General features: G+C 71.7%; 25 protein-coding genes. 18 read left to right on the top strand and 7 right to left on the bottom strand.

What is annotated here, in order from left to right; translation table 11 throughout:
- The first annotated feature begins 53 nt into the window (after positions 1–53).
- Positions 54–1,868, top strand: coding sequence for a bifunctional metallophosphatase/5'-nucleotidase (locus ACZ7GJ_RS06915; protein ID WP_470750116.1), 1,815 nt, complete (start codon positions 54–56; stop codon positions 1,866–1,868).
- Positions 1,869–1,943: 75 nt separating this feature from the next.
- Here ACZ7GJ_RS06915 and ACZ7GJ_RS06920 read toward each other — a convergent pair whose 3' ends face one another.
- Entirely contained in the window at positions 1,944–2,726 is a 783-nt protein-coding gene (locus tag ACZ7GJ_RS06920) for an alpha/beta fold hydrolase (RefSeq protein ID WP_470750117.1), read from the bottom strand.
- Positions 2,727–2,847: 121 nt separating this feature from the next.
- Between ACZ7GJ_RS06920 and ACZ7GJ_RS06925 the strand changes: the two genes are divergently transcribed.
- Together ACZ7GJ_RS06925 and ACZ7GJ_RS06930 are read left to right on the top strand one after the other, a co-directional pair.
- Positions 2,848–3,417, top strand: a complete 570-nt coding sequence (locus ACZ7GJ_RS06925; protein ID WP_470750118.1) for a TetR/AcrR family transcriptional regulator — start codon at positions 2,848–2,850, stop codon at positions 3,415–3,417.
- A gap of 78 nt (positions 3,418–3,495) precedes the next feature.
- Entirely contained in the window at positions 3,496–4,386 is an 891-nt protein-coding gene (locus tag ACZ7GJ_RS06930; RefSeq protein WP_470750119.1) for a phosphatidylinositol-specific phospholipase C, read from the top strand.
- Here the strand turns inward: ACZ7GJ_RS06930 and ACZ7GJ_RS06935 are convergent.
- The 5 genes from ACZ7GJ_RS06935 to ACZ7GJ_RS06955 all read right to left on the bottom strand — a co-directional run bounded on the left by ACZ7GJ_RS06935 (position 4,366) and on the right by ACZ7GJ_RS06955 (position 9,788).
- Entirely contained in the window at positions 4,366–5,808 is a 1,443-nt protein-coding gene (locus ACZ7GJ_RS06935) for a sensor histidine kinase (protein WP_470750120.1), read from the bottom strand. The genes ACZ7GJ_RS06930 and ACZ7GJ_RS06935 overlap by 21 nt on opposite strands.
- Positions 5,805–6,539 carry a response regulator transcription factor gene (locus tag ACZ7GJ_RS06940; RefSeq protein ID WP_470750121.1) on the bottom strand — a complete coding sequence of 245 codons (735 nt, stop codon included), beginning with the start codon at positions 6,537–6,539 and terminating at the stop codon, positions 5,805–5,807. The genes ACZ7GJ_RS06935 and ACZ7GJ_RS06940 overlap by 4 nt, the downstream gene beginning before the upstream one ends.
- 97 nt (positions 6,540–6,636) lie before the next feature.
- Positions 6,637–7,812, bottom strand: coding sequence for a S1C family serine protease (locus ACZ7GJ_RS06945; RefSeq protein WP_470750122.1), 1,176 nt, complete (start codon positions 7,810–7,812; stop codon positions 6,637–6,639).
- Between the two features lie 113 nt (positions 7,813–7,925).
- Complete coding sequence (locus tag ACZ7GJ_RS06950) at positions 7,926–8,948, bottom strand: LacI family DNA-binding transcriptional regulator (protein ID WP_470750123.1); 1,023 nt, start codon at positions 8,946–8,948, stop codon at positions 7,926–7,928.
- A gap of 24 nt (positions 8,949–8,972) precedes the next feature.
- Positions 8,973–9,788, bottom strand: a complete 816-nt coding sequence (locus ACZ7GJ_RS06955) for a response regulator transcription factor (RefSeq protein WP_365924965.1) — start codon at positions 9,786–9,788, stop codon at positions 8,973–8,975.
- A gap of 447 nt (positions 9,789–10,235) precedes the next feature.
- On the opposite strand from ACZ7GJ_RS06955, the gene ACZ7GJ_RS06960 reads away from it, so the two are divergent.
- The 13 genes from ACZ7GJ_RS06960 (at position 10,236) to ygfZ (ending at position 19,872) form a co-directional block, all read left to right on the top strand.
- A complete protein-coding gene (locus ACZ7GJ_RS06960; protein WP_365924962.1) occupies positions 10,236–10,490 on the top strand; it encodes a MoaD/ThiS family protein in 255 nt (84 codons plus the stop codon).
- A gap of 10 nt (positions 10,491–10,500) precedes the next feature.
- Positions 10,501–11,886 carry a hypothetical protein gene (locus ACZ7GJ_RS06965; protein WP_470750124.1) on the top strand — a complete coding sequence of 462 codons (1,386 nt, stop codon included), beginning with the start codon at positions 10,501–10,503 and terminating at the stop codon, positions 11,884–11,886.
- 83 nt (positions 11,887–11,969) lie between these two features.
- The gene (locus ACZ7GJ_RS06970; RefSeq protein ID WP_470750125.1) at positions 11,970–12,683 is read left to right on the top strand and encodes an LmeA family phospholipid-binding protein; all 714 of its coding nucleotides are present in this window, start codon (positions 11,970–11,972) and stop codon (positions 12,681–12,683) included.
- Between the two features lie 165 nt (positions 12,684–12,848).
- The gene (locus ACZ7GJ_RS06975) at positions 12,849–12,932 is read left to right on the top strand and encodes a putative leader peptide (RefSeq protein WP_470750331.1); all 84 of its coding nucleotides are present in this window, start codon (positions 12,849–12,851) and stop codon (positions 12,930–12,932) included.
- Between the two features lie 173 nt (positions 12,933–13,105).
- A complete protein-coding gene (locus tag ACZ7GJ_RS06980; protein ID WP_365924955.1) occupies positions 13,106–13,951 on the top strand; it encodes a sulfurtransferase in 846 nt (281 codons plus the stop codon).
- Positions 13,952–14,005: 54 nt separating this feature from the next.
- Positions 14,006–14,296 (top strand): DUF1416 domain-containing protein, encoded by a 291-nt coding sequence (locus tag ACZ7GJ_RS06985; RefSeq protein ID WP_470750126.1) that lies wholly within the window; start codon positions 14,006–14,008, stop codon positions 14,294–14,296.
- Positions 14,297–14,423: 127 nt separating this feature from the next.
- A complete protein-coding gene (locus ACZ7GJ_RS06990) occupies positions 14,424–14,687 on the top strand; it encodes a DUF3099 domain-containing protein (RefSeq protein WP_470750127.1) in 264 nt (87 codons plus the stop codon).
- A 151-nt stretch (positions 14,688–14,838) separates the two neighbouring features.
- Complete coding sequence (locus tag ACZ7GJ_RS06995) at positions 14,839–15,624, top strand: hypothetical protein (protein ID WP_470750128.1); 786 nt, start codon at positions 14,839–14,841, stop codon at positions 15,622–15,624.
- The gene (locus tag ACZ7GJ_RS07000; protein WP_470750129.1) at positions 15,621–16,502 is read left to right on the top strand and encodes a hypothetical protein; all 882 of its coding nucleotides are present in this window, start codon (positions 15,621–15,623) and stop codon (positions 16,500–16,502) included. The genes ACZ7GJ_RS06995 and ACZ7GJ_RS07000 overlap by 4 nt, the downstream gene beginning before the upstream one ends.
- The gene (locus ACZ7GJ_RS07005) at positions 16,499–17,482 is read left to right on the top strand and encodes a hypothetical protein (RefSeq protein WP_470750130.1); all 984 of its coding nucleotides are present in this window, start codon (positions 16,499–16,501) and stop codon (positions 17,480–17,482) included. Before ACZ7GJ_RS07000 ends, ACZ7GJ_RS07005 begins: the two co-directional genes overlap by 4 nt.
- 269 nt (positions 17,483–17,751) lie before the next feature.
- Entirely contained in the window at positions 17,752–18,324 is a 573-nt protein-coding gene (locus tag ACZ7GJ_RS07010; protein ID WP_470750131.1) for a heme-binding beta-barrel domain-containing protein, read from the top strand.
- Positions 18,325–18,402: 78 nt separating this feature from the next.
- Positions 18,403–18,888: a Fur family transcriptional regulator gene (locus ACZ7GJ_RS07015; RefSeq protein WP_365924941.1), complete on the top strand. Its 486-nt coding sequence runs from the start codon at positions 18,403–18,405 to the stop codon at positions 18,886–18,888.
- An 18-nt stretch (positions 18,889–18,906) separates the two neighbouring features.
- Complete coding sequence (gene ygfZ / locus ACZ7GJ_RS07020; protein ID WP_470750132.1) at positions 18,907–19,872, top strand: CAF17-like 4Fe-4S cluster assembly/insertion protein YgfZ; 966 nt, start codon at positions 18,907–18,909, stop codon at positions 19,870–19,872.
- 176 nt (positions 19,873–20,048) lie between these two features.
- On the opposite strand, the gene dtd is transcribed toward ygfZ, so the two are convergent.
- Positions 20,049–20,474 (bottom strand): D-aminoacyl-tRNA deacylase, encoded by a 426-nt coding sequence (gene dtd / locus ACZ7GJ_RS07025; protein WP_470750133.1) that lies wholly within the window; start codon positions 20,472–20,474, stop codon positions 20,049–20,051.
- A 132-nt stretch (positions 20,475–20,606) separates the two neighbouring features.
- Between dtd and ACZ7GJ_RS07030 the strand changes: the two genes are divergently transcribed.
- Both ACZ7GJ_RS07030 and ACZ7GJ_RS07035 read left to right on the top strand, forming a co-directional pair.
- Positions 20,607–21,179, top strand: a complete 573-nt coding sequence (locus tag ACZ7GJ_RS07030) for an RsiG family protein (protein ID WP_470750134.1) — start codon at positions 20,607–20,609, stop codon at positions 21,177–21,179.
- 67 nt (positions 21,180–21,246) lie between these two features.
- Complete coding sequence (locus ACZ7GJ_RS07035; RefSeq protein ID WP_470750135.1) at positions 21,247–22,491, top strand: GNAT family N-acetyltransferase; 1,245 nt, start codon at positions 21,247–21,249, stop codon at positions 22,489–22,491.
- Positions 22,492–22,503 lie beyond the last annotated feature (12 nt).

Consider the following 22,503-nt stretch of genomic DNA (forward strand, 5'->3'; position numbering starts at 1 on the left):
AATAGGCTTCGGCGGACCTCCCAAGCAGTATCGCTGTCCACAAAGGGGATTAAATGTCAGCGACGCCACAACGGCACCGCCGAGCCCGCCGGTTGACCCTCACCGCCCTCGCCGTCACGGCCGGGGCCGGGGCGATGGTCGCCGCCGCACTGCCGGCCGGGGCCGCGAGTGGTGGCGGTGCCGCCAACAGCCGGACCGTCGACGTGCAGATGCTGTCGTTCAACGACTTCCACGGCACGCTGGAGCCCCCGCAGGGCTCCTCCGGCACGGTGAGCGAACGTCAGGCCGACGGCACCACCAAAGCCATACCCGCCGGCGGGGTCGAGTACCTCGCCACCGGCCTGCGCGAGGCCCGCAAGGGCCACGAGTACTCCGTCACCGCCGCAGCCGGTGACATGATCGGCGGCAGCCCGATGCTGTCCGGGCTCTTCCACGACGAGCCGACCGTCGAGGCGCTGAACAAGCTCAAGCTGGACGTCAGCAGCGTGGGCAACCACGAGTTCGACGAGGGCAAGACCGAGCTGCGCCGCATGGCGTACGGCGGCTGCCACCCGGTCGAGGGCTGCTTCGAGTACGGCAAGGACTTCACGGGCGCCCAGTTCAAGTACCTGGCCGCGAACGTCACGGACGAGAAGACCAAGCGTCCGATGCTGAACCCGACCTTCGTCTGGCAGAAGGGGGGCGTGAAGATCGGCTTCATCGGCGTCACCCTTGAGGGCACGCCGGACGTCGTCACCGCCGAGGGCGTCAAGGGCCTGAAGTTCGGCGACGAGATCGAGACGATCAACAAGTACGCGGCCGAGCTGAACAAGCAGGGCGTGAAGTCGATCGTCGCGCTGATCCACGAGGGCGGCCTGCCCGCGAGCGGCGCGTACAACTACGACTGCGACGTCCCGGGCGCGGGCGCCGGCATCTCCGGTGCCATCGTGGACATCGCCAAGAACGTGGACGCGAAGGTCGACGCCCTGGTGACCGGCCACACGCACCAGGCGTACGCCTGCAACATCCCGGACCCGGCGGGCAACCCGCGCATGGTGACCTCCGCCGCCTCCTACGGCCGGCTGTTCACGGACACCACGCTGACGTACGACCGGCAGACCAAGGACATCGTCCGTACGCCGGTCAGCTCGCCCAAGCCGGTCAACAAGGTCGTGGGCCGGGACCAGCCCAAGGCCCCGGACATGACCGAGCTGATCGACCGCTGGAAGGCCCTGGCGGCGCCGGTCGCCAACCGCACCATGGGCTACATCTCGGCGGACATCCCGGGCCGCGGCTCGGAGTCGCCGGAGAAGCCGCTCGGTGACCTGATCGCCGACGCGCAGCTGGAGGCGCTCGCCCCGGCAGACAAGGGCGGCGCGCAGCTGGCCATCATGAACCCGGGCGGCATCCGTGCCGACCTGGCCTACAAGGCCGCGGGCGCCGAGGGCGACGGAGTCGTGACGTACGGCGAGTCCTACACGGTCCAGCCGTTCAACAACATGATGAACGTCGTGGACCTGACCGGCGCGCAGCTGGTCACCGCGCTCCAGCAGCAGGTCACCGGCCCGGTCAACGGGGTGAACCCGAAGATCCTCCAGGTGTCGAAGGGCTTCACCTACACCCTGGACATGACGAAGGCGGGCGCGGACCGCATCGTCGTGGACTCGGTGAAGCTGAACGGTGCGCCGATCGACCCCGCCAAGACCTACCGGGTCGCGATGAACGAGTTCCTCGCGGGCGGCGGTGACGGTTTCACCGTCCTGAAGGAGCACAAGAACAAGCTGAACGGTGCGGCCGACCTGGACTGCTTCAACGCGCTCCTGGCGAAGTCGACGCCGCAGAACCCGATCGCCCCGCCGGCGGCGGACCGGATCACGATCATCAAGTAGTAGCAGCGGTATCCCTGTGAGGGGCGGTGGGCCGGTCGTCGGCCCGCCGCCCCTTCGGCGTTCCGGTCGCCGTGCTCAGAGGGTGGCCAGGAACTGTGCGACGGCCTTGTAGAGCCCCTGCGGGTCCTGGAACGGCACGAAGTGGTCGCCCTCAAGGGGCGCGTACGAGGTTCCCGGGCGCCGGGAGACCATCGCGTCGGCCACCTCCTGCGTGAGCGCCTGGCTGCGGGTGCCGTGGACGAGCAGCGCCGGGCAGTCGCTCGCGAGCCAGGTGTCCCAGTGGTCGCCGCGGCAGGCCTCGATCCCGTCGAGCACGTCCTGCGGGTGGAACGGCAGGCGCCAGCCCGCCGCGTCGGGGAGCGGGCGCAGTGCGGCCGCGACGAAGGCGGCGCCCACCGGTCCGGCGGCGGCCAGCAGTTCCTCGGTGGTGGGCGCGGTGTAGCGCATGGCGCGCAGGAAGGAGAACCACTCGTTCTCCTCGGGGTGGACCTCCACGGTGGCATCCACGTTGATGAGCGCACCGACCCGGTGGGGGTGGGCGGCGGCCAGGTGGCAGGCGTTGAGCCCGCCGAGGGAGTAGCCGAGGAGGGCCACCGGGGCGTCGATGCCGAGGTGGTCGAGCAGGGCGACGGCGTCGGCGACGTATCCCGCGCGGCCGTAGTCGGGGGCCCGGTCGGAGTCGCCGTGGCCGCGCTGGTCGGGGGCGATGACCCGCCAGTCCGGGCCGAGGGCCTCGGCGAGCCCGGTGAAGGCGAGTCCCTCGGACATGCCTCCGTGCAGGGCGAGCAGCGGGCGGCCGGCGCCGCCGAAGTCCACGTAGGAGAGGGTGCGGTCGTCGATCTTCAGCTCCTGGCGCATGGCCGTTCCTTCCGGTTCCCGTGGATCTCTCCGATGGCTGAAGCCTGCCAGGATTTGGGCAAGCGCGCAATACGTCTGTGTAGCGCGCTTGCCCAAAACCTTGCACGGATACGATCCCGGCATGGGAAATCGCGAGGACCTGCTGGCCGGAGCGCGCCGCTGCCTGGAGGAGAAGGGCTACCTGCGCACGACGGTGCGCGACATCGCCACCGCCTCGCAGGTGAGCATGGCGGCGATCGGCTACCACTTCGGGTCCCGCGAGGTACTGCTCAACCAGGCGCTCTTCGCCGCCATGGACGAGTGGGCGGCGGGCTCGGGCCGGCTCACCGGGCAGGGGGACACCGCCGAGGCGCGGTACTCCGACACCTGGGACCGCAAGATCCGGGACTTCGGCGAGATGCGCTGGCTGTGGCTCGCCAACGTCGAGGCCTTCGTGCACGCCCAGTCCTCGCCCGAGCTCCTCGCGGCCCTGGCCGAGGGCCAGCGCACCTCCCGGCGGATGGTGGCCGCGCAGCTGCGCGGGGTGCCCGAGGACGCGGTCGCGGAGGAGGACGTACGGGCCCTCGGCTCGCTGCACATCGCGCTGCTGACCGGGGTGATGGTGCAGTCGCTGACCGACCCCGAGCAGGCGCCGAACGGGCGGGAGCTCACCCAAGGGCTGCGCACCATGGTGGAGTTGCTCGAAAGCTGACCCCTACCGACAGGTAGTAAAGCCAGGTTCCGCACGCCATAATCCGGTCCCACCACTGGGTCGGCAAAAGGGGCGGGCATGGGCATGGGCACGGGTATCGGCGCGGGACTGGACCGGCGGACGTTTCTGGCCGGAGCACTGGCCGCGGGCGCCGCCCTCGCACTCGGCGCTCCACCCGCCGCGGCCACGGCCCTCGGCACCCAGGACTGGATGAGCGGCCTCGGGGACTCCACCGCCCTGCAGCGGATGACCATCCCCGGCACGCACGACTCCGGCGCCCGCCAGGGCGGGCTCTACGTCGCCTGCCAGAACACCTCGATCGCCGAACAGCTCGACTCCGGGATCCGCTTCCTCGACGTCCGCTGCCGGGTGACGGGCGGCTCCTTCGCCATCCACCACGGGGCCTTCTACCAGAACCTGATGTTCGGCGACGTGCTCGTGGCCTGCGCCGCCTTCCTCGCCGCCCACCCGCGGGAGACCGTCCTGATGCGGCTCAAGCAGGAGTACTCCGAGGACAGCGACGCGACCTTCCGCGCCGTCTTCGACGACTACCTCGACAACAGGGGCTGGCGCTCCCTCTTCCGCATCGCCGACGCGCTGCCCACCCTGGGGCAGGCCCGCGGCAAGGTGGTCCTCCTCGCCGACAACGGCGGGCTGCCGGGCCTGCGCTACGGCGACGGCAACGTCTTCGACATCCAGGACGACTGGAACGCCGAGCCCTTCGCCAAGCGCGGCAGGATAGAGAACCAGTTCCGCCGCGCCGTGCAGCAGCCGGGCAAGCTCTTCATGAACTACACCAGCACCTCGGCGTACATGCCGCCGCGCTGGAACTCCGACCGACTGGGCCCGCAGGTGCACGCCTTCGTCGACGGCGGGGAGATGGCCGGCCGGACCGGGCTCGGGATCGTCCCGATGGACTTCCCCAACACCCGCTCCGGCCTGGTCGCCTCACTGATCCGGCACAACTGACACCTCGGTCGGCGGCGGCGTCGGCGCGCCCGGGATGCGCAGGACCGCCTCCGTCCCCGGCCCGCCGGCGGGCGCCGCGCGCAGCTCGGCGGTGCCGCCCGCGCGGTGCACCGTACGGGCCACGATGGACAGGCCCAGGCCGCTGCCGGGCAGGGCGCGGGCCGACGGGGAGCGCCAGAACCGCTCGAAGACGTGCGGGAGGTCCTCGGCCGGGATGCCCGGGCCGTGGTCCCGTACGGTCAGCTCGCCCGCCCGCAGCGACACCTCGACGGCGCCGCCGGGCGGGCTGAACTTCACCGCGTTGTCCAGGACGTTGACCACCGCACGCTCCAGGCCCGCGGCCTCGCCCCGTACGTACCAGGGCGCCAGGTCGGAGCTGAAGGCCAGCTCGGGACCGCGCAGCCGGGCGCGGGTCAGCGCCGCCGCGGCGATCTCGTGCAGGGCCACCACCTGGAGCGGGCTGCCCGCCCCGGCGTCCGGCCGGGACAGCTCCTGCAAGTCGCCGATCAGCGAGGCCAGTTCCGTCATCTGCGCCTTGACCGAGGCCAGCAGCTCCCGGCGGTCCTCCGGCGGGATGGCCCGGCCGGTCTCCTCGCTGCGCGCGAGCAGCTCGATGTTGGTGCGCAGCGAGGTGAGCGGGGTGCGCAGCTCGTGCCCGGCGTCCGCGATCAGCTGGGCCTGGCGCTCCTGGGAGGAGGCGAGCGCGGCCGTCATGGAGTTGAAGGACCGCGACAGGCGGGCGATCTCGTCGTCACCCTCGTCGGGGATCCGGACGGTGAGGTCCTCGGTACGGGCGATGTGCTCGACGGCGCCGGTGAGCTCGTCGACCGGGCGCAGCCCCGTACGGGCCACCCACAGCCCGGCGGCGCCCGCGCCGACGACTCCGATGCCGGAGACCAGCAGGAGCACCCAGGCGAGGGTGGACAGCGGCTTGGTGACGTCGGCCAGCGGCTTGGCCACCGAGATCGCGAAGACGGGGGAGCCGGGCTGCGCCTGCGCGGGGAAGGTGTAGACGCGCATCTCGACGCCGCCGGAGGTCGTCGCGTCGTAGAGGACCTTGTCGCGCCTGCCCGCGGCGACCTCCTTGTCGGTCTCCGTGGCGGGCAGGTCGGTGAGCCCGCTCACCGTGCAGTGGCTGCCGTCGGCCGCGATGATCTGCACGGTCGCGTTCAGCTGCCCGGCGATCTCCGGCTGCACCTGCTGGCCGGGGCGCGTCGAACAGCCCTCGCGCAGCGTGCGCAGCACCTGGGCGGTCGGGTTCGTGGCCTTGAGGGACTGGTTCAGCTGGTCGTTGAGCTGGGCCCGCACCATCACCCAGGACACCGCCGCCACGGCGGCGACGGCCAGCGCCACCGCGACCGTGACCAGCAGCGCGAGACGGGAGCGCAGCGGCAGGGCGCGGAATCTGGCGGTGGGGCTCACTCGGGGCCGCTCTCGCCCTGGCGCAGTACGTAGCCCACCCCGCGCACGGTGTGCACCAGCCGGGGCTCGCCCCCGGCCTCGGTCTTGCGGCGCAGGTACATCACGTACACGTCGAGGGAGTTGGAGCTGGGCTCGAAGTCGAAGCCCCAGACGGTCTTGAGGATCTGCTCGCGCGTCAGGACCTGCCGGGGGTGCGCCAGGAACATCTCCAGCAGGGTGAACTCGGTGCGGGTCAGCTCCACCGGGCGTCCGGCGCGGGTGACCTCGCGGGTGGTGTGGTCCATCCGCAGGTCGCCGAAGGTCAGCACGTCCTCGCCGTCGCCGTGGGCGGCGCCGGAGGGGGCGGCGTAGGAGCTGCGGCGCAGCAGCGCGCGGACGCGGGCGAAGAGCTCGTCCAGCTCGAACGGCTTGACGAGGTAGTCGTCGGCGCCCGCGTCGAGGCCGGTGACGCGGTCGCCGACGGTGTCGCGGGCGGTGAGCATCAGGATCGGGGTGGTGCTGCCCGTCGAGCGCAGCCGGCGCGCGGCCGTCAGACCGTCCATCCGGGGCATCTGGATGTCCAGGACGATCAGGTCGGGGGCGTAGGAGGCCGCCTTGTCGAGGGCGTCGAGGCCGTCGACGGCGGTCTGTGTGCCGTAGCCCTCGAAGGCGAGGCTGCGGCGCAGGGCCTCGCGTACGGCCGGCTCGTCGTCCACGACGAGGATGCGCGCATCGCCTTCGGCGGGATTCATGGGTGGGTCCCCCAGGGTGGTCGTGGCCGGCGGAAGTGCGGGATCCGTCCCGCGGAGGTCTTCCCCCAGCGTCGCACGGGCGTGGTGCGGGCCCGCGTCAGAACGAGGTGCCGAAGCCGTTGGTGCCGGTCTGGCCGCCGCCGCCCGAGCCCGAGCTGCCGGTGCCGCCGTTGCGCAGGGAGGGCAGGTCGGCCTTGATCGTGTTGACCGGGATGGCGAAGCCGAGGCCGACGCTGCCGGCGGTGGAACTGTCGCTGGAGGGCGAGTAGATCGCCGAGGGCATGCCCACGATCTCGCCGTTCATGTTGACCAGGGCGCCGCCGGAGTTGCCGGGGTTCAGGGAGGCGTCCGTCTGGATGGCCTTGTACGAGGTGGTGTTCGAGCCGGTGTTGCCGTTGAACTGCTGGCCGTCGTACGAGAACGGCCAGCCGCCGCCCTGGCCGCGCTGCGGGCTCTGGCGCTGCTCGGACTTGGGGACGTTCACCTCGCGGTCGAGCGCGGAGACGATGCCGCTGGTGACGGTGCCGGTGAGGCGGTCGGGGGAGCCGATGGCGACGACCTGGTCGCCGACCTTGAGGCCGCCGGAGTCGCCGAGCTTGGCGGGCTTGAGGCCGCTGGCGCCCTGGAGCTTGATGAGCGCCAGGTCCTTGTCGGGGTCGGTGCCGACGACCTTGGCGGAGTACTTCTTGCCGTCGCTCATCGTCACCTGGATCTCGGTGGCGCCGTCGATGACGTGGTTGTTGGTGACGATCTCGCCGTCGGCGGTCACGACGATGCCGGAGCCGGTGCCCTGGCCCGAGCCGGTGCGGGTGTCGATCCGGACGACGGAGGGGCTGACGTTCTCGGCGACGCCGGAGACGGTGCCGTTGCTCGACTGGGAGACGTTCGTGCCGTTGACGCCGGTGCCGGAGCCGGTGGTGGTGCCGATCAGCTGCTGGACGGCGGCCGCGGTGCCGCCGCCGACCACGGCCGCCGCCAGGGCGACGGCGGCGAGGAGCGCGACGGGCTTCTTGGCGCGGGGCGCGGGGGCGGCGTGGGCCGGGCTGTGCGAGCCCCAGCCGCCCCAGCCGCCGGAGCCGGGGGCGGTGGCGTAGGGGGCGGTGGCGTCGGGGGCGGCGGGGACGGTCTCGCCCTGGATGACCGGGGGCCGGTGCGCCTCGTGCCACCCCGGCGCGGCGGGCGGGTAGACGGGCGGCGGCGGGTAGGCCCCGGCGGCGTCCTGGGTCGGGCGGTTTTCGGGGTACTCGCCTTCGCGGCGGAAGCTCTCGGTCATGTCTATGACTCTGGGCGCCGTTCATGAGAGCTTCCTGAGTCTGGGCTGAGAAGCCCGACAGAACCGTGTATGCCCGATATAAGGGCCGGCCCGGGACCCGGGCCCGCCGGAGGCTAGCGGCAGCCGCAGGAGCGCCGGATGACCAGCGCGGAGGGGAACTGCTTCAGGCGCTCCCGGCGCGAGCCGGCCACGCGCAGGCCGTCGTCCAGGACGAGGTCCACCGCCGCGCGGGCCATCGCCGGGCGGTCCGAGGCCACGGTCGTCAGGGGCGGGTCCGTGAGGGCCGCCTCCTTCACGTCGTCGAAGCCGGCCACCGCCAGCTCCCCGGGCACGTCGATGCGCAGCTCCCGCGCGGCGCGCAGCACGCCGATCGCCTGGTCGTCCGTGGCGCAGAAGACGGCCGTCGGCCGGTCGGGCCGCGCCAGGACCTCCAGGGCGACCGTGTACGCGTCGTAGCGGTTGTACGGGGCCTCGATGAGCCGGCCCTCGATCGAGCGGCCGGCCTCCAGCATGGCCCGGCGCCAGCCCTCGACGTGGTCGGCGACCGGGTCGCCGACCGACGGGGTGTTCTCGATGCCGCCGATGCAGGCGACGTACTCGTGCCCGTGCTCCAGCAGGTGCCGGGTGGCGAGCTGGGCGCCGCCGATGTCGTCCGTGACCACCGCCACGTCGTCGATCGCCTCGGGGCGCTCGTGCAGCAGCACCACGCGGGCGTCCCAGGCCTCGATCTCGCTGGCGGCCTGCTCGCTCATGCCCTGGCTGACCAGGATCAGGCCCGAGACCCGCATCCCGAGGAAGGCCCGCAGGTAGTGGACCTCGCGCTCGGTGCGGTAGTCGGAGTTGCCGACCAGGACCATCTTCCCGCGGTCGGCGGCGGCCTGTTCGACCGCGTGCGCCATCTCCGCGAAGAACGGCTGCCGGGCGTCCGGGACGATCATGCCTATGAGGTCGGTGCGCCGCGACGCCATCGCCTGTGCGACCCGGTCCGGGCGGTAGCCCAGCTCCTTGATCGCGGCGAGGACACGCTCGCGCGTGGCCGGGGCAACCGGCCGGGGTCCGTTGTTGATCACGTAGCTCACGACGGCGGTAGAGGTACCCGCCAGTCGTGCCACGTCATCCCGCGTCACCTTGGCCACGCGCGGCAGTCTACGCGGGGTGACCTACCTCTGGGCAGGGCGTCCAGAGGTAGGGATTCCCACAGGGGATTCCTCCATCCGGGTGGTGGCCGCCGCGGCCTGCGCAGCCGCCTGGGCCGTGGCCTTGGCGGCCGCCTGTGCCGCCGCCTCCGCGGCGGCCCGCTCGACCTTCTCGGGGGTCACGAAGCGGTAGCCCACGTTGCGCACGGTGCCGATCAGGGACTCGTGCTCGGGGCCGAGCTTGGCGCGCAGCCGCCGTACGTGGACGTCCACCGTGCGGGTGCCGCCGAAGTAGTCGTAGCCCCATACCTCCTGGAGCAGCTGGGCGCGCGTGAAGACCCGGCCCGGGTGCTGTGCGAGGTACTTGAGGAGCTCGAACTCCTTGAAGGTGAGGTCGAGGACCCGGCCCTTGAGCTTCGCCGAGTACGTGGCCTCGTCCACCGAGAGGTCGCCGTTGCGGATCTCCATCGGGGAGTCGTCGGAACCCAGCTGCTGGCGGCCGGTGGCGAGCCGCAGCCGCGCCTCGACCTCAGCGGGACCCGCGGTGTCGAGGAGGACGTCGTCGATGCCCCAGTCGGCGGTGACGGCCGCGAGGCCGCCCTCGGTCACGACGAGGATCAGCGGACAGCCCGGCCCCGTGGAGCGGAGCAGCTGGCACAGCGACCGCACCTGGGGCAGGTCGCGGCGGCCGTCCACGAGGATCACGTCGGCGCCGGGGGTGTCCACGAGGGCGGGGCCCTCGGCGGGGGCCACCCGGACGTTGTGCAGCAGCAGGCCGAGGGCGGGCAGCACCTCGGTGGACGGCTGCAGGGCATTGGTCAGCAGCAGGAGGGAGCTCATGCCCGACCACCTGCCCAGGTCGGGCGGTTCTGCACGGTTCGCTGGTCCATCACGTCGGTTCCTCCTCGGTCCCGTCGAGGACTTTCGCGGCACTGCTTCGTACGGCTTGCCTGGTGTCCGCCCGGTCCCCGCGCCCTGAGGTCCGGATGGATACCACTGTTCTCGGTCCGTTCAACGTGCTGAAAGCACAAAAGGACCCGGGGGCTACGTTGCCCGGATCCTCTCGCCAGCAGAATAGCCCACCCGTGCCCGCGGGGCCGAGGCTTCCGCGACGGCCTCTTCTGTGGTTCGCACCACCCCCGCGACCAGCGTATGCCCCGGTTTCACCGGATCGGCGGACCCCCGGGAGGCCGCTCGGGCGCACCCGGGGCGCATGGAGGCACGCGGGGCCGGGGGGTCCGAGGGTTCATCATGGAGGCCGACGCGGAGACGACGATAGGAGCTGCAGTGGCAACCGGAACCATCCGCTACTGGGCGGCGGCCAAGGCCGCCGCCAAGACGGCGGAGGAGCCGTACTCGGCGCGCACACTGGCCGAGGCGCTCGACGCCGTGCGGGAACGCCACCCCGGGGAGCTGACCCGGGTCCTGCTGCGCTGCTCCTTCCTCGTGAACGAAGAGCCCGTGGGCAAGCGGGCGCACGACTCCGTCGAGCTGACCGAGGGGGGCACCGTCGAGGTGCTCCCGCCGTTCGCGGGCGGGTGAGCGCGGTCCGATGAGCACTCCCGAGGAACAGCAGCAACAGCAGCAGCAGTACCAGGACCCGTACGGGACCCAGACCTGGCAGTCCGACACCTGGGACACCGTGCACCAGCCGGTTGCTCCGGAAGGGTGGTTCCGGGACGAGGTCCCGGCCCCCGCCCCTGCCCCCGCCCCTGCGCCCGCGCCCGCGCCCGCTCCCGTGCAGGAGTGGGGCGAGACGGCGTACCTGCCTCCGTACCCCGGCCCCGAGCAGCAGGTACAGCCGCCGCAGCCGCAGTACCAGCAGACGGCGGCCCCGGACAGCTGGTTCCGCGACGAGGCCCCGGCCGCCGCGCCCGCGCCCGCTCCCGTGCAGGAGTGGGGCGAGACCGCGTACCTGCCTCCGTACCCCGGCCCCGAGCAGCAGGTACAGCCGCCGCAGCCGCAGTACCAGCAGACCGCGGCCCCCGACAGCTGGTTCCGCGACGAGGTACCGGCCCCCGCGCCCGTGGCCGCCCCCGCGCAGGACTGGGCCGAGGCCACCGCCTACCTCCCGCCCCAGGCGGCCGCCCCGGCCGCCCCCGCCGCGGCCGGGCCGCCCGAGGGGGAGGCCGAGGAGGAGCCCGCGTACTCCCCGCCCACGCTCGCCGGCAACACCCTGCGCGCCGTCGACCCCGCCCAGGCCCGCGCCGAGGGCCGGTCGCCGATCATCGACCCCGGCCCGCAGCCGGCCATACTGACCGCCGCCCTCGGGCTGCTGATCGCCGCGGCCGCCGCCTTCGGGCAGTTCGCGCTGCTCGTGCCGCTGATCGCCCTCCAGGGGCTCACCGCGGCCGGCTGGTTCCGTCTCAACGGCATGTGGCCTGCCCGCCAGGGCATCGCCCTCGCCTTCGCCGGAGCCCTCGTCGCGGACGGGGCGGTGCTCGCCGTCGACCGCGTGTACGGTCCCGGCGCCATCATCGGCACCCTGGGCGCCTGGGTGCTGGTCACCCTCGTGCTCCAGCTGCGCAGCCACGCCGAGCCGGACGAGCGGATGTACGGGCTGATGGCCTCGGTGGCCTCCGCCGCGCTGGCCATCGTCTGCGCCGGCTACCTGGCCGCCGACACCGCCTCGGTCACCGTGGGCGCGGCCGCCGTCGCGGTCGCCGTCTTCGCCCGCGCGCTGCCGCTGCCCACCGTGCCCTCGGTCGGCGTCTCGCTGGCCGCGGCCGCCGGCGCCGGCATCGCGGTCGGCGGGCTGACCTCGGTCGGGGCCGGCGGGGCGCTGCTGGGTCTCGGGGCCGGGGTGTGCGCGCTGATCGGGCTGCGCGTGGCGGCGTACGACTATCCGTCGAAGTTCGTGCACATGACGGCCGGTGTCGCGCTGCCGCTGGCGGTGGCCGCCCCCGCCGTCTACCTGCTCGGACGGGTGGTGGGCTGACGCCCCGTGGGACTGCTCACGGCCTCCTCACACGGGTGCATGGTCCACTAGGACGCACGTACCAATCAGTAGGGGGTGGGCACGTGCGTGTCCTACGTGGCGTCGTGATCGCCGCAATACTGCTCGGAGGCCTGTTCGTCGGCCTGGACCGCTGGGCCGTCGGCTACGCCGAGAACGAGATGGCCGAACGGATCCAGACCAGGCAGGGCGGTCTCCCGGGCGTCGGCGTGGACATCCACGGCTTCCCCTTCCTGACCCAGGCGCTCACCCACGACCTGGACCGGGTCGACCTGAGGGTGTCCGACCTCGCCGTGACCACCTCGGAGGGCCGCAAGACCACCCTGTCGAACCTGCGCGTCACCTTCCACGGGGTGAAGCTGAACGGTGACTTCAGCGGCGGCAAGGCCAAGCGCGCCGAGGGCTCCGGCCTGGTGGACTACCAGGGCCTGATGGCGGCGCAGCCCGGCGTGACCATCGCCTACGGCGGCGCGCCCAACAAGGTGAAGATCACCGCGACCATCGACTTCCTGGGCAAGAAGGTCACCCGCAGCGTGGTGTCGACGGTGTCCCTGGCCGACAGCAAGGACGGCAAGGGCTCGAAGGTCGTCCGGGTGCGCGCCGACGCGGTGCCGGGTGAGGGGCTCCCCGGGATCGAGACCGCGATCCGCAGGGTGACGGACTTCGACCGGCGGATCGACGACGGACTGCCGACCGGGATGCAGCTGACCGGGCTGACCGCGGACGAGGCGGGTGCGCACCTGACGATCGGAGGCTCGAACGTGTCGGTGGCCGGATAGTGAGACGGCGCGGTCCGATCCGCAGATGAACGGGCCGTACGGAGCTCCCCCGGGGCGGCGCGGCGGCGGCCCTGGGGTGCCCTCGTCCCAATATTCGGACGATCCTGTCTCGGAATATGACACGACGGTGACAGGGCAGCCGATTCGTCCCTACGATCCATGGCTATGAAGCAGCAGCAGGCGGACCTCACGAAGCGACGGGCAGTAGACCTGTGTCGCGTCGCCGCCATGCTCTGTCGATCCATGTGACGTGTGAGCGCATACCGCTCCACAGCCGGACGACGGCCTTCCGCTTTCCCGTGTGACCACACCTGCCTCCCGCCCCCTGACGCCTCCCCGCTCAGGAGCACGAGCGCACCCGGAAGCACGTTCCCAGCACCACCAGCACAACCCCGCCGCACACTGCCCCGGAGGAGAACACCATGAGCCGCAGCGACGTCCTCGTAGACGCCGACTGGGTTGAGGCCCACCTGAACGACGCCAACGTCGTCATCGTCGAGGTGGACGAGGACACGTCCGCCTACGACAAGAACCACATCACCAACGCCGTCCGGATCGACTGGAAGCAGGACCTCCAGGACCCGGTCCGCCGCGACTTCGTGGACCAGGAGGGCTTCGAGAAGCTCCTCTCCGCCAAGGGCATCTCCAACGACGACACCGTCGTCCTCTACGGCGGCAACAACAACTGGTTCGCCTCGTACGCGTTCTGGTACTTCAAGCTCTACGGTCACCAGGACGTCCGCCTGCTCGACGGCGGCCGCAAGAAGTGGGAGCTCGACTCCCGCGACCTGGTCGACGGCACCGAGGTCCCGAACCGCCCGGCCACCGAGTACAAGGCCAAGGCCCAGGACACCTCGATCCGCGCGTTCCGCGACGACGTCGTGGCCGCGATCGGCTCCCTGAACCTGGTCGACGTCCGCTCCCCCGACGAGTTCTCCGGCAAGCTGCTCGCCCCGGCGCACCTCCCGCAGGAGCAGTCGCAGCGCCCCGGCCACGTGCCGAGCGCCCGCAACATCCCGTGGTCGAAGAACGCCAACGACGACGGCACCTTCAAGTCGAACGACGAGCTCAAGGCCCTCTACGAGGCCGAGGGCATCGACCTGTCGAAGGACACCATCGCCTACTGCCGCATCGGTGAGCGCTCCGCGCTGACCTGGCTCGTGCTGCACCAGTTCCTCGGCCAGACGAACGTCAAGAACTACGACGGCTCGTGGACCGAGTACGGCTCGCTGGTCGGCGTGCCGATCGAGCTCGGCCCCAACAAGTAATTCCGGGCACGCGACGCCCCGTAGGTACGACCTCTCTAGGACAGGACAGAGAACATGTGTGGAGCACAGATCGGCGGGCCCGACCTCGCGACGCTCAAGCCCGGTGAGACCGCGATCCAGGGCCAGGTCACCAAGGACGGCGAGGGAGTGAGCGGCTACGTCCGCCTGCTGGACTCGACCGGCGAGTTCACCGCCGAGGTCCCCACCTCGGCGACCGGCCAGTTCCGCTTCTACGCGGCCACCGGCTCCTGGACGCTGCGGGCGCTCGTCCCCGGCGGCCAGGCCGACCGCAAGGTCGTCGTCGCCGAGGCCGGCGGCGTGACGGACGTGGCCATCGCGGTCTGACCGCTGCACGCCGCGCGACCGTATCGCCGCGCGACCGCATGACCGGCCGAAGGGCCGCACCCCAGGGGGTTGGACGCCACTGGAACGGGGTGCGGCCCTTCGCGCCGTCCGGCCCTACGCTGGAGGCATGTACGCCCGGCGGCGCCGCGCCTACTTCCTGCTGATGGGCGGATGCCTGTTCCTCTTCGTGTCCGCCTGGTCCTTCGTGCGCCTGTGGTCGGTCGAGGCCGCCGTCGCCCTGTGCGTGGTCGCGATGGTCATACCGCCGGTCGCGGCGATGGTCGCCAACCGCCGGGGCCCGGACGACCGCTGGTGGGACGATCCCTCGGGCGATCCGAAATCCGACGAGTGGTGGGACGAACTCGACGGAAAGCACCGCCGCGAGGAATGAAACCCGGCGATATAAAACTGTAATAAGCGTGCGTACAACATCTCCCCGCAGCAAGCTGTCATGTGTGTGCACGGGTAATTGACCCGCGCCACCAGTCCTGTGGGGGGACTCTTTGGAACACGAACAGACCATCCCTGAGCAGCGGAAAGAGATGGAGAACGTCTCGGAATCGGACACTCCGGAATTTCCGGCCGTAAATTCCGACGCTGCTCCGGCGCGCCCGCGCCGCCGCGGGCGCACGGCCCTCCTGATCGCGGGCGCAGTCGTCCTCGGCGTCCTCGCGGGGACGGTCACCGGGTACGCGATCCAGTACGACCGCGAACCCACGCCGCTCCCGCCGCTGGCCCGGGCGAAGGTGGTCACCCCCAAGGCGCTCGCGCCCGACAGCGGCACGACGAACAAGACGATCAACGCGAACCGCTGGCACAAGACCGACGACGACCTGTCCAAACTGCTGATCGAGGCCCCGGGCGGGGCCAAGGTCGAGAGCAGCGGCTACGAGCCCCTGGACTTCTTCGCCGCGGAGTTCTTCGAGAAGCCTGAGTACGGCCTGCAAGCCATCGTGGGCGACCGCGTCCGACGGGTCGCGTCCACGGTCTGGTCCGAGGACGACCGCGTGTTCGTCGAGGTCCGGCTACTGCAGTTCAACGACCGCTCCGGCGCGGAGAGTTACCAGAAGGACCAGTCGCTGTACATGCCCCGTGAGAGCTACGCGGGCAACCCCGGCGTGGACATCCCCGGCCTCGCCGGCGACCTCGGCCACGTGTGGGTGGACTCGAAGGCCGACGAGGAGCCGGGCTACTACCCCATCCGCGGGGCCCGGGCCATCGCCCGCCGCGGCGACATCGTCCTGGACATCGGCTACTTCAACAACCGCGGCAAGATCGCGGAGAGCGATGTCATCGACCTGGCCAAGCGACAGCTGGAGCGACTGTGACCGAGCCGCAGAACGAGAACGTGGCGGTCGAGGCTCCGGCCGAGGTCGCGGTGGCCGAGGTCGCGGTGGCCGAGGTCGCGGTGGCCGAGGTCGCGGTGGCCGAGGTCCCGGTCGCCGAGGTCGCGCCGGTGACGCCCGCGCGCACGGTGAACCGCAAGAAGGCCGCGATCGTCGCCGGAGGCGTGGCCGTGGCCCTCCTCGCGGGCGGCGGCTTCTGGGCCTCCGCGGCCATCGCAGACGCCGACCGCACCTCGCCGACGCGCTACTGGACCGTCGCGGGCGAGCACGCCGTACAGCCCGAGAAGCCGGAGGCCGTGCCGGCGAACGAGCTGTCGGGCAAGCTGCTGCCGGTACCGGCGGGCTTCTCCCTGGGCCCGGACCTCGCGGACGACGGCAACAACTTCTTCGTCTCCGGCGACAGCGCCGTCGAGGGCTTCAAGGACGCCCGCAAGGGCCTGTCCAACACCGAGCGCAAGCGGCGCGACGAGGCGCTGGCCGAGCTGAAGCTCAAGGGGCTCGCCGGACGCAGCTACGCCAAGAGCGGCGGCCAGACGGTGGTGGAGGTCCGCATCATGCAGGCCGACCCGCAGGCGCTGGGCAAGTTCGCCGAGGTCAGCAAGAAGCTCATCGAGTTCATGGGCGAAGGCCGCGACGCGCCCAAGGTCGACGGTTACCCCGACGCGAAGTGCTCCGTGATGGAGCTCGGCGAGAAGGGCAAGGAGCCGATCCAGTCGCTCGACTGCGTGGCGGTCGAGGGCGACGTGATGGTCAACTTCCGCGCCTACGGGCCGAAGCCCTTCTCCTTCTCCATCGCCGATTCCACGCAGTTCTTCAAGAACCAGCTGTCCCACCTGAAGTCCCCCGGGGAGTCCGTGTGACCGAGCAGAACACCGCCGCCGCGCCCGCGACCCCCGAGCCCCCGGAGGCACCCGCGGTCGCCGATGAGGCCCCCGCAGTGCCCGCCGCCCCGGTGGCAGCCGCGGCGGCCGACGCCCCCGCAGCGTCCGAGGCCCCCGTGGCCGCCGAGGGCCCCGAGGTTCTGGGGGCAGCCGTAGCCGTGGCGCCGGAGGCGTCCGAGGCCCCGGCGGCGCCCAAGGACCGCCGCAAGCTGTTCGCCGCCCTCCGCTGGACCGCCGCGGTCCTCGCCTTCGGCGCCGTCGGCACGGGCGTCGCGTACGGGATCACCCAGCCCGAGCGCACCGACATCCCCGGCCTGTCCACCAAGGACGACGGCCGCTGGGCCTTCCCGGCGACGGCGGTCACCAAGCCCACCCTGGCCCCCGGCGCCGCACAGCCCTTCGCCGAGGACAACAAGGACGGCATCCACTACGCCACGCTCGGTGAGCTGCTCCTGCCGGCCCCGAAGGGATCCGTCCAGGACCCCGAGCTGAAGCTGGAGAAGGACCAGATGGTGTCCCAGGACACCTTCCTGGAGGAGTACGCGGCCGACGCGCGCGCGGAGATGAAGCAGGGCTTCGTCGACGACGGCCTGCGCCAGATCGCCGCCCGCGGCTGGATCATGCCGGACGGCACCCGCACCCGGATCTACCTGCTGCGCTTCCACTCCTCCGGCTTCGTCGACGCCTTCGAGGGCTGCGGCATGAAGATGAAGGTGAACGGCGCCAACCGGCTGGAGGCCGATCCCGTCTGGGGCAAGGCCAAGACCACCCAGCACACGCCTGACCTGCGGTCCGTGACCGCCTTCTCGGAGCCCGTGCCGTTCGGCGACGACCAGGTGAAGGCCGGCTGCATCCAGTCCGGCGACGTGCAGGCCGTCGTCCTGCAGACCCGCAAGGGCGAGGTGGCGGCCGTCCCGTTCCACCAGACGGTGATCCTCCAGGACCAGCTGCTGTCCTGACGGCAGCCCGGCGGCCGACTGTACGGCCTACCTCACAGAGTGCACCGGTCCCCAGGCCAGTAGGCTTGGGGACCGGCCCGTACCCCCGAACGAAACCTCCGAGGAGCACACCGTGCTTGAGGCAGTCTTCACCTCCCTGCTGGTCCTGGTCTGCGTCGGCGTTCTCGCCTTCACCGGTCTGGCCGTGAAGAAGCTGTACCAGGGCCAGCGCTGACCGCCCCGACCCCGGATACCGGAACCCCTCCCACAGATCGCCTGAGCAGACATTCATGATCCAGATCCCGTCCGACCTGAACCCGGGCCTCGTGCCCCTCGCCTTCCTCCTCGGCACCTGGGAAGGCGCGGGCGTCTTCGACTTCCCGGGCGAGGAGAAGTGCAACTTCGGCCAGGAAGTCGTCTTCAGCCACGACGGCCGGGACTTCCTGGAGTACACCTCCCACACCTGGGTGCTCGACGCCGAGGGCAAGCAGGTGCGTCCGCTGGAGTCCGAGTCGGGCTACTGGCGCATCGACAAGGACCGCAAGGTCGAGATCGTCATGGTCCGTGACCAGGGCGTCGTCGAGGTCTGGTACGGCGAGCTCGCCGACCAGAAGCCGCAGATCGACGTGGCCACCGACGCGGTCGCCCGCACCGCGGCCTCCGGCCCGTACAGCGGTGGCAAGCGCCTCTACGGCTACGTGAAGAGCGACCTCATGTGGGTCGGCGAGAAGGCCACCCCCGAGGTGCCGCTGCGCCCGTACATGTCGGCGCAGCTGAAGAAGGTCGTCACGCCCGAGGAGGTCGCCGAGATGGCGCGCAACCTCCCGGACATGCCGGACGACGGCATCGCCTTCTTCCGCTGAGCGGACATATCCACAGGCTGTGCACGAAGGGGACCGCGGGACAGCCCGCGGTCCCCTTCGCGCGCTTACACTGGCCGGGTGGTCAGCACCGAGAGCACCGAAGGCGGCGAGACCGTCGAAACCAGTGCGGACACCGACTGGAAGACCGACCTGCGCAGGCGCGGATACCGCCTGACCCCCCAGCGCCAGCTCGTGCTCGAAGCGGTGGACGTCCTGGAGCACGCCAGCCCGGACGAGATCCTCGCCGAGGTGCGCAAGACCGCCTCCGGGGTCAACATCTCCACCGTCTACCGCACGCTGGAGCTGCTGGAGGAGCTGAAGCTCGTCTCGCACGCCCACCTCGGCCACGGCGCGCCCACCTACCACCTCGCCGACCGGCACCACCACATCCACCTGGTCTGCCGCGACTGCGGCGACGTCATCGAGGCCGACGTGGACATCGCCTCCGAGTTCACCGCCAAGCTCCGCGCGACCTTCGGCTTCGAGACCGACATGAAGCACTTCGCGATCTTCGGACTCTGCAAGAAGTGCGCCGCCAAACACCGTGACGGCCACGCGCAATAGGGTCGTAGGCTTGGTTTCATGACCAGCCCTTTGCTCCATCTCCCCGGTGCCGTGCAGGCCGAAGGCCGCGACGAAGGTGTCGCCGCCCACTACGGAGAGCTGTACGGAGAACAGCGCGCCCTCGCCGACGGCCGCGGCTTCGTCGACCTCTCGCACCGCGGCGTCGTCACCGTCACCGGCCCGGAGCGGCTGAGCTGGCTGCACCTGCTGCTCACCCAGCACCTCACCGAGCTGCCGGCCGGACAGGCCACCGAGGCGCTGATCCTCTCCGCGAACGGCCACATCGAGCACGCGCTCTACCTCGTGGACGACGGCGAGACGGTCTGGGCGCACGTCGAGCCCGGCACCCAGGAGGCGCTGATCGCCTACCTGGAGGCGATGAAGTTCTTCTACCGCGTCGAAGTCGCCGACCGGACCGCCGACTTCGCCGTCGTGCACCTGCCCGCCGGCTCCATCGCCGAGGTCGCCGAGAAGCACGTCGTACGGGAGACCCCGTACGGCCGCGACGTCTTCCTGCCCCGCGGGGAGCTGGAGGCCTTCGCCGCCACCCACGGCCCCGCCGCCGGCCTGCTCGCGTACGAGGCCCTGCGCGTCGAGGCGCACCGGCCGCGGCTCGGCGCCGAGACCGACCACCGCACCATCCCGCACGAGCTCGGCTGGATCGGCACCGCCGTGCACCTGCAGAAGGGCTGCTACCGCGGCCAGGAGACGGTGGCCCGCGTCCACAACCTCGGCAAGCCCCCGCGCCGCCTGGTCTTCCTGCACCTGGACGGCTCCGAGGTGCTGCTCCCCGCGCACGGCGCGCCCGTACGGCTCGCTGCCGACGGGGAGGAGGGGCGCCAGCTCGGCTTCGTGACCACCGCGGTGCGCCACCACGAGCTGGGCCCGATCGCGCTCGCGCTGGTCAAGCGGAACGTCCCGGTGGACGCGTCGCTGCTCGTCGGCAAGACGGCCGCCGCGCAGGAGGTCGTCGTAGCGCCGTAGCGCCCCAGCCCGACGCTAGTGCCGTGACCGGCAAGGTCCACCGGGTCGCGGCGCCCGGCACGGCACCTCGCCGCGTTGTCGGACCACGGAAGTACGTCCAGTACGGCTCGCGGCCCTCCGCCTTGCGATGCACCGCACCGGACACCGCGCCCCGGCGAACCCTTCCGGCCACGGCACTAGATGTCGATGACGATGGAGAACGGGCCGTTGTTGGTGAGCGAGACCCGCATGTCCGCGCCGAACCGGCCCGTCTCCACCGTCGCGCCCAGCGCTCGCAGCTGCGCCACGACCTCGTCGACCAGCGGCTCCGCCACCTCTCCGGGCGCTGCCGCGTTCCAGGTGGGCCGCCGGCCCTTCCGCGCGTCTCCGTAGAGCGTGAACTGGGAGATCACCAGCAGCGGCGCCCCCACGTCGCTGCAGGACTTCTCCGCCTCCAGGATCCGTACGGACCACAGCTTGCGCGCCAGCTGCGCCGCCTTCTCCGGGGTGTCGTCGTGGGTCACCCCCACCAGCACGCACAGCCCCTCGCCGACGATCTCGCCCACGGTCTCGCCGGCCACCACGACGCTCGCGCCGTCCACTCTCTGCACCACTGCTCGCATACCACCTGTGTACCAGCCGTGCACCCGTCCGGGGCCGATCGGGTGGACTGGGACTGCATCCGCACCACGGAGAGTGGCACCATGCACGCAGGCGGTGCCCTCAGCACCGGTCGAGGGGACGGACACGTTCACATGAATATCTCTGGTACCTCCGTACCTGTACCCGCTTCCGACACGGCGGCGGCCCTGCGGCCGCCCGCGCAGCGCACCGGCGACCCGCAAGCGCCGGCCACGCCGGCCACCGCGCTCGGGCTGCCGGAGCTGCGCGCGCTGCGCCGCGACGCGCAGCGCGACGAGGCCGACCTGAGCTACGTACGCCGACTGCTCCAGGGCCGCATCGACATCCTGCGCGCCGAGCTCGCGCGGCGTACGGACCCCGAGGCGCCGGTGGTGGACCGGCTCTCGGAGATCCTCGCCGACGCCCCCTCCAGCCGCAGTGCCTCCGCCCGGCACGTCACCCTCGGCACCCCGCACAGCGAGGAGTACCGGCTGCTGGCGACCGAGATGCTGTCGGACGTGGAGCTGTCGGACCTCGCGGCGCGCACGGACGAGGAGCTGTACGAGGCGATGGGCCGCCTCGTGCGCTACGAGCAGCAGGTCTCGCGGCGCCGCCAGCAGCTCCAGCGCACGGTGGACGAGTGCAGTGCGGAGATCACCCGGCGCTATCGCGAGGGCGAGGCGCAGGTGGACGACCTGCTGGCCTGAGGGCTTCCGGGAACGCGCGGGAAATTCAGGCGACGGCGCCCGGCCCGCCCGATTAGCGTGGCCGGTCATGACCGCTGAAGTCCGGCCGATCGCCGAATCAGAGCTCCCCGACTGGCTGAACGCCGTGAACACCGGCTTCCTGACCGCGGCCCGGGTGACGGAGTCGGACGTCACCCTACGGGCCAAGTCCGCCGACTTCGCCCGTCTCCAGGGCGCGTTCGACTCCGAGACCGGCCGTTGCGTCGCGTCCTTCCGCTCCTTCGCCCAGCAACTGACCGTGCCGGGCGGGGCGGTGGTCCCGGCCAGCGCCATCTCCAACGTGACCGTGTCGCCCACGCACCGCCGCCAGGGCCTGCTCAGCCGGATGATGGCTGCCGAACTGTCCGCCGCCAAGGCGCGCGGTGACGTCCTGAGCACGCTGATCGCCGCCGAGTACCCGATCTACGGCCGGTACGGGTACGGGCCCGCGGCCTGCACCGCGGAGTGGGAGATCGACGTACCGCGCGCCGGACTCGACCGGCGCTGGTCCGCGCCCGCCGACGGCGCCCGCATCGACCTCGTGGACGCGGCCGAGGTGCGGCGGGTGGGTCCGGGGCTGCACGAGCGGCTGCGCGCGGTCGCCCACGGCTTCATCGACCGCGACGAGCGCTGGTGGAACCTGGCGACCGGGCTGGAGGAGGTGTCGTACCGCCCGTACACGGAGAAGTTCCACGCCGTGTACCGGACGGCGGCGGGTGAGGTGGAGGGCCTGGCCGTGTACACCGCGGACGACCGGTGGAGCGACGCGAAGACCCCGCAGAACACCCTCCACGTCAGCGGGCTGCTGGCGCTGTCCCCGGCCGCCGAGCGGGCCCTGTGGCACTTCCTGTGCTCCATCGACTGGGTGCAGAAGGTCCGTACCGGATACCGCGCCCCCGACGACCTCGTCGCGCAGCTGCTGCCCGACCCGCGTGCGGCCGGGGTCGTGACGGTCTCGGACTTCCTGTGGGTGCGGCTGCTGGACGTCGTACGCGCGCTGGGCGCCCGGACGTACGCCTGTCCCGGGATCCTCGTCCTGGAGGTGACGGACCCGGCAGGGTTGGCCGCCGGCCGCTACCGGCTGGACGCCGCGACGGGGGAGTGCGCGGTCACCGCGGACCCCGCCGACCTGAGCCTGGACGTGGCCGCGCTCGGGGCGCTGTACCTCGGCGACGAGTCGGCGCTGCGGCTGGCCGCGCTCGGCCGGATCACCGAGGAGCGGCCGGGGGCGGCGGCGCTCGCGGACACCGTCTTCCGTACGGCCCGCCGCCCCTGGTGCCCGGACGTCTTCTGAGCCGCCGGTCCG

It is taken from the genome of Streptomyces sp. NPDC037242 (genome assembly GCF_055604165.1).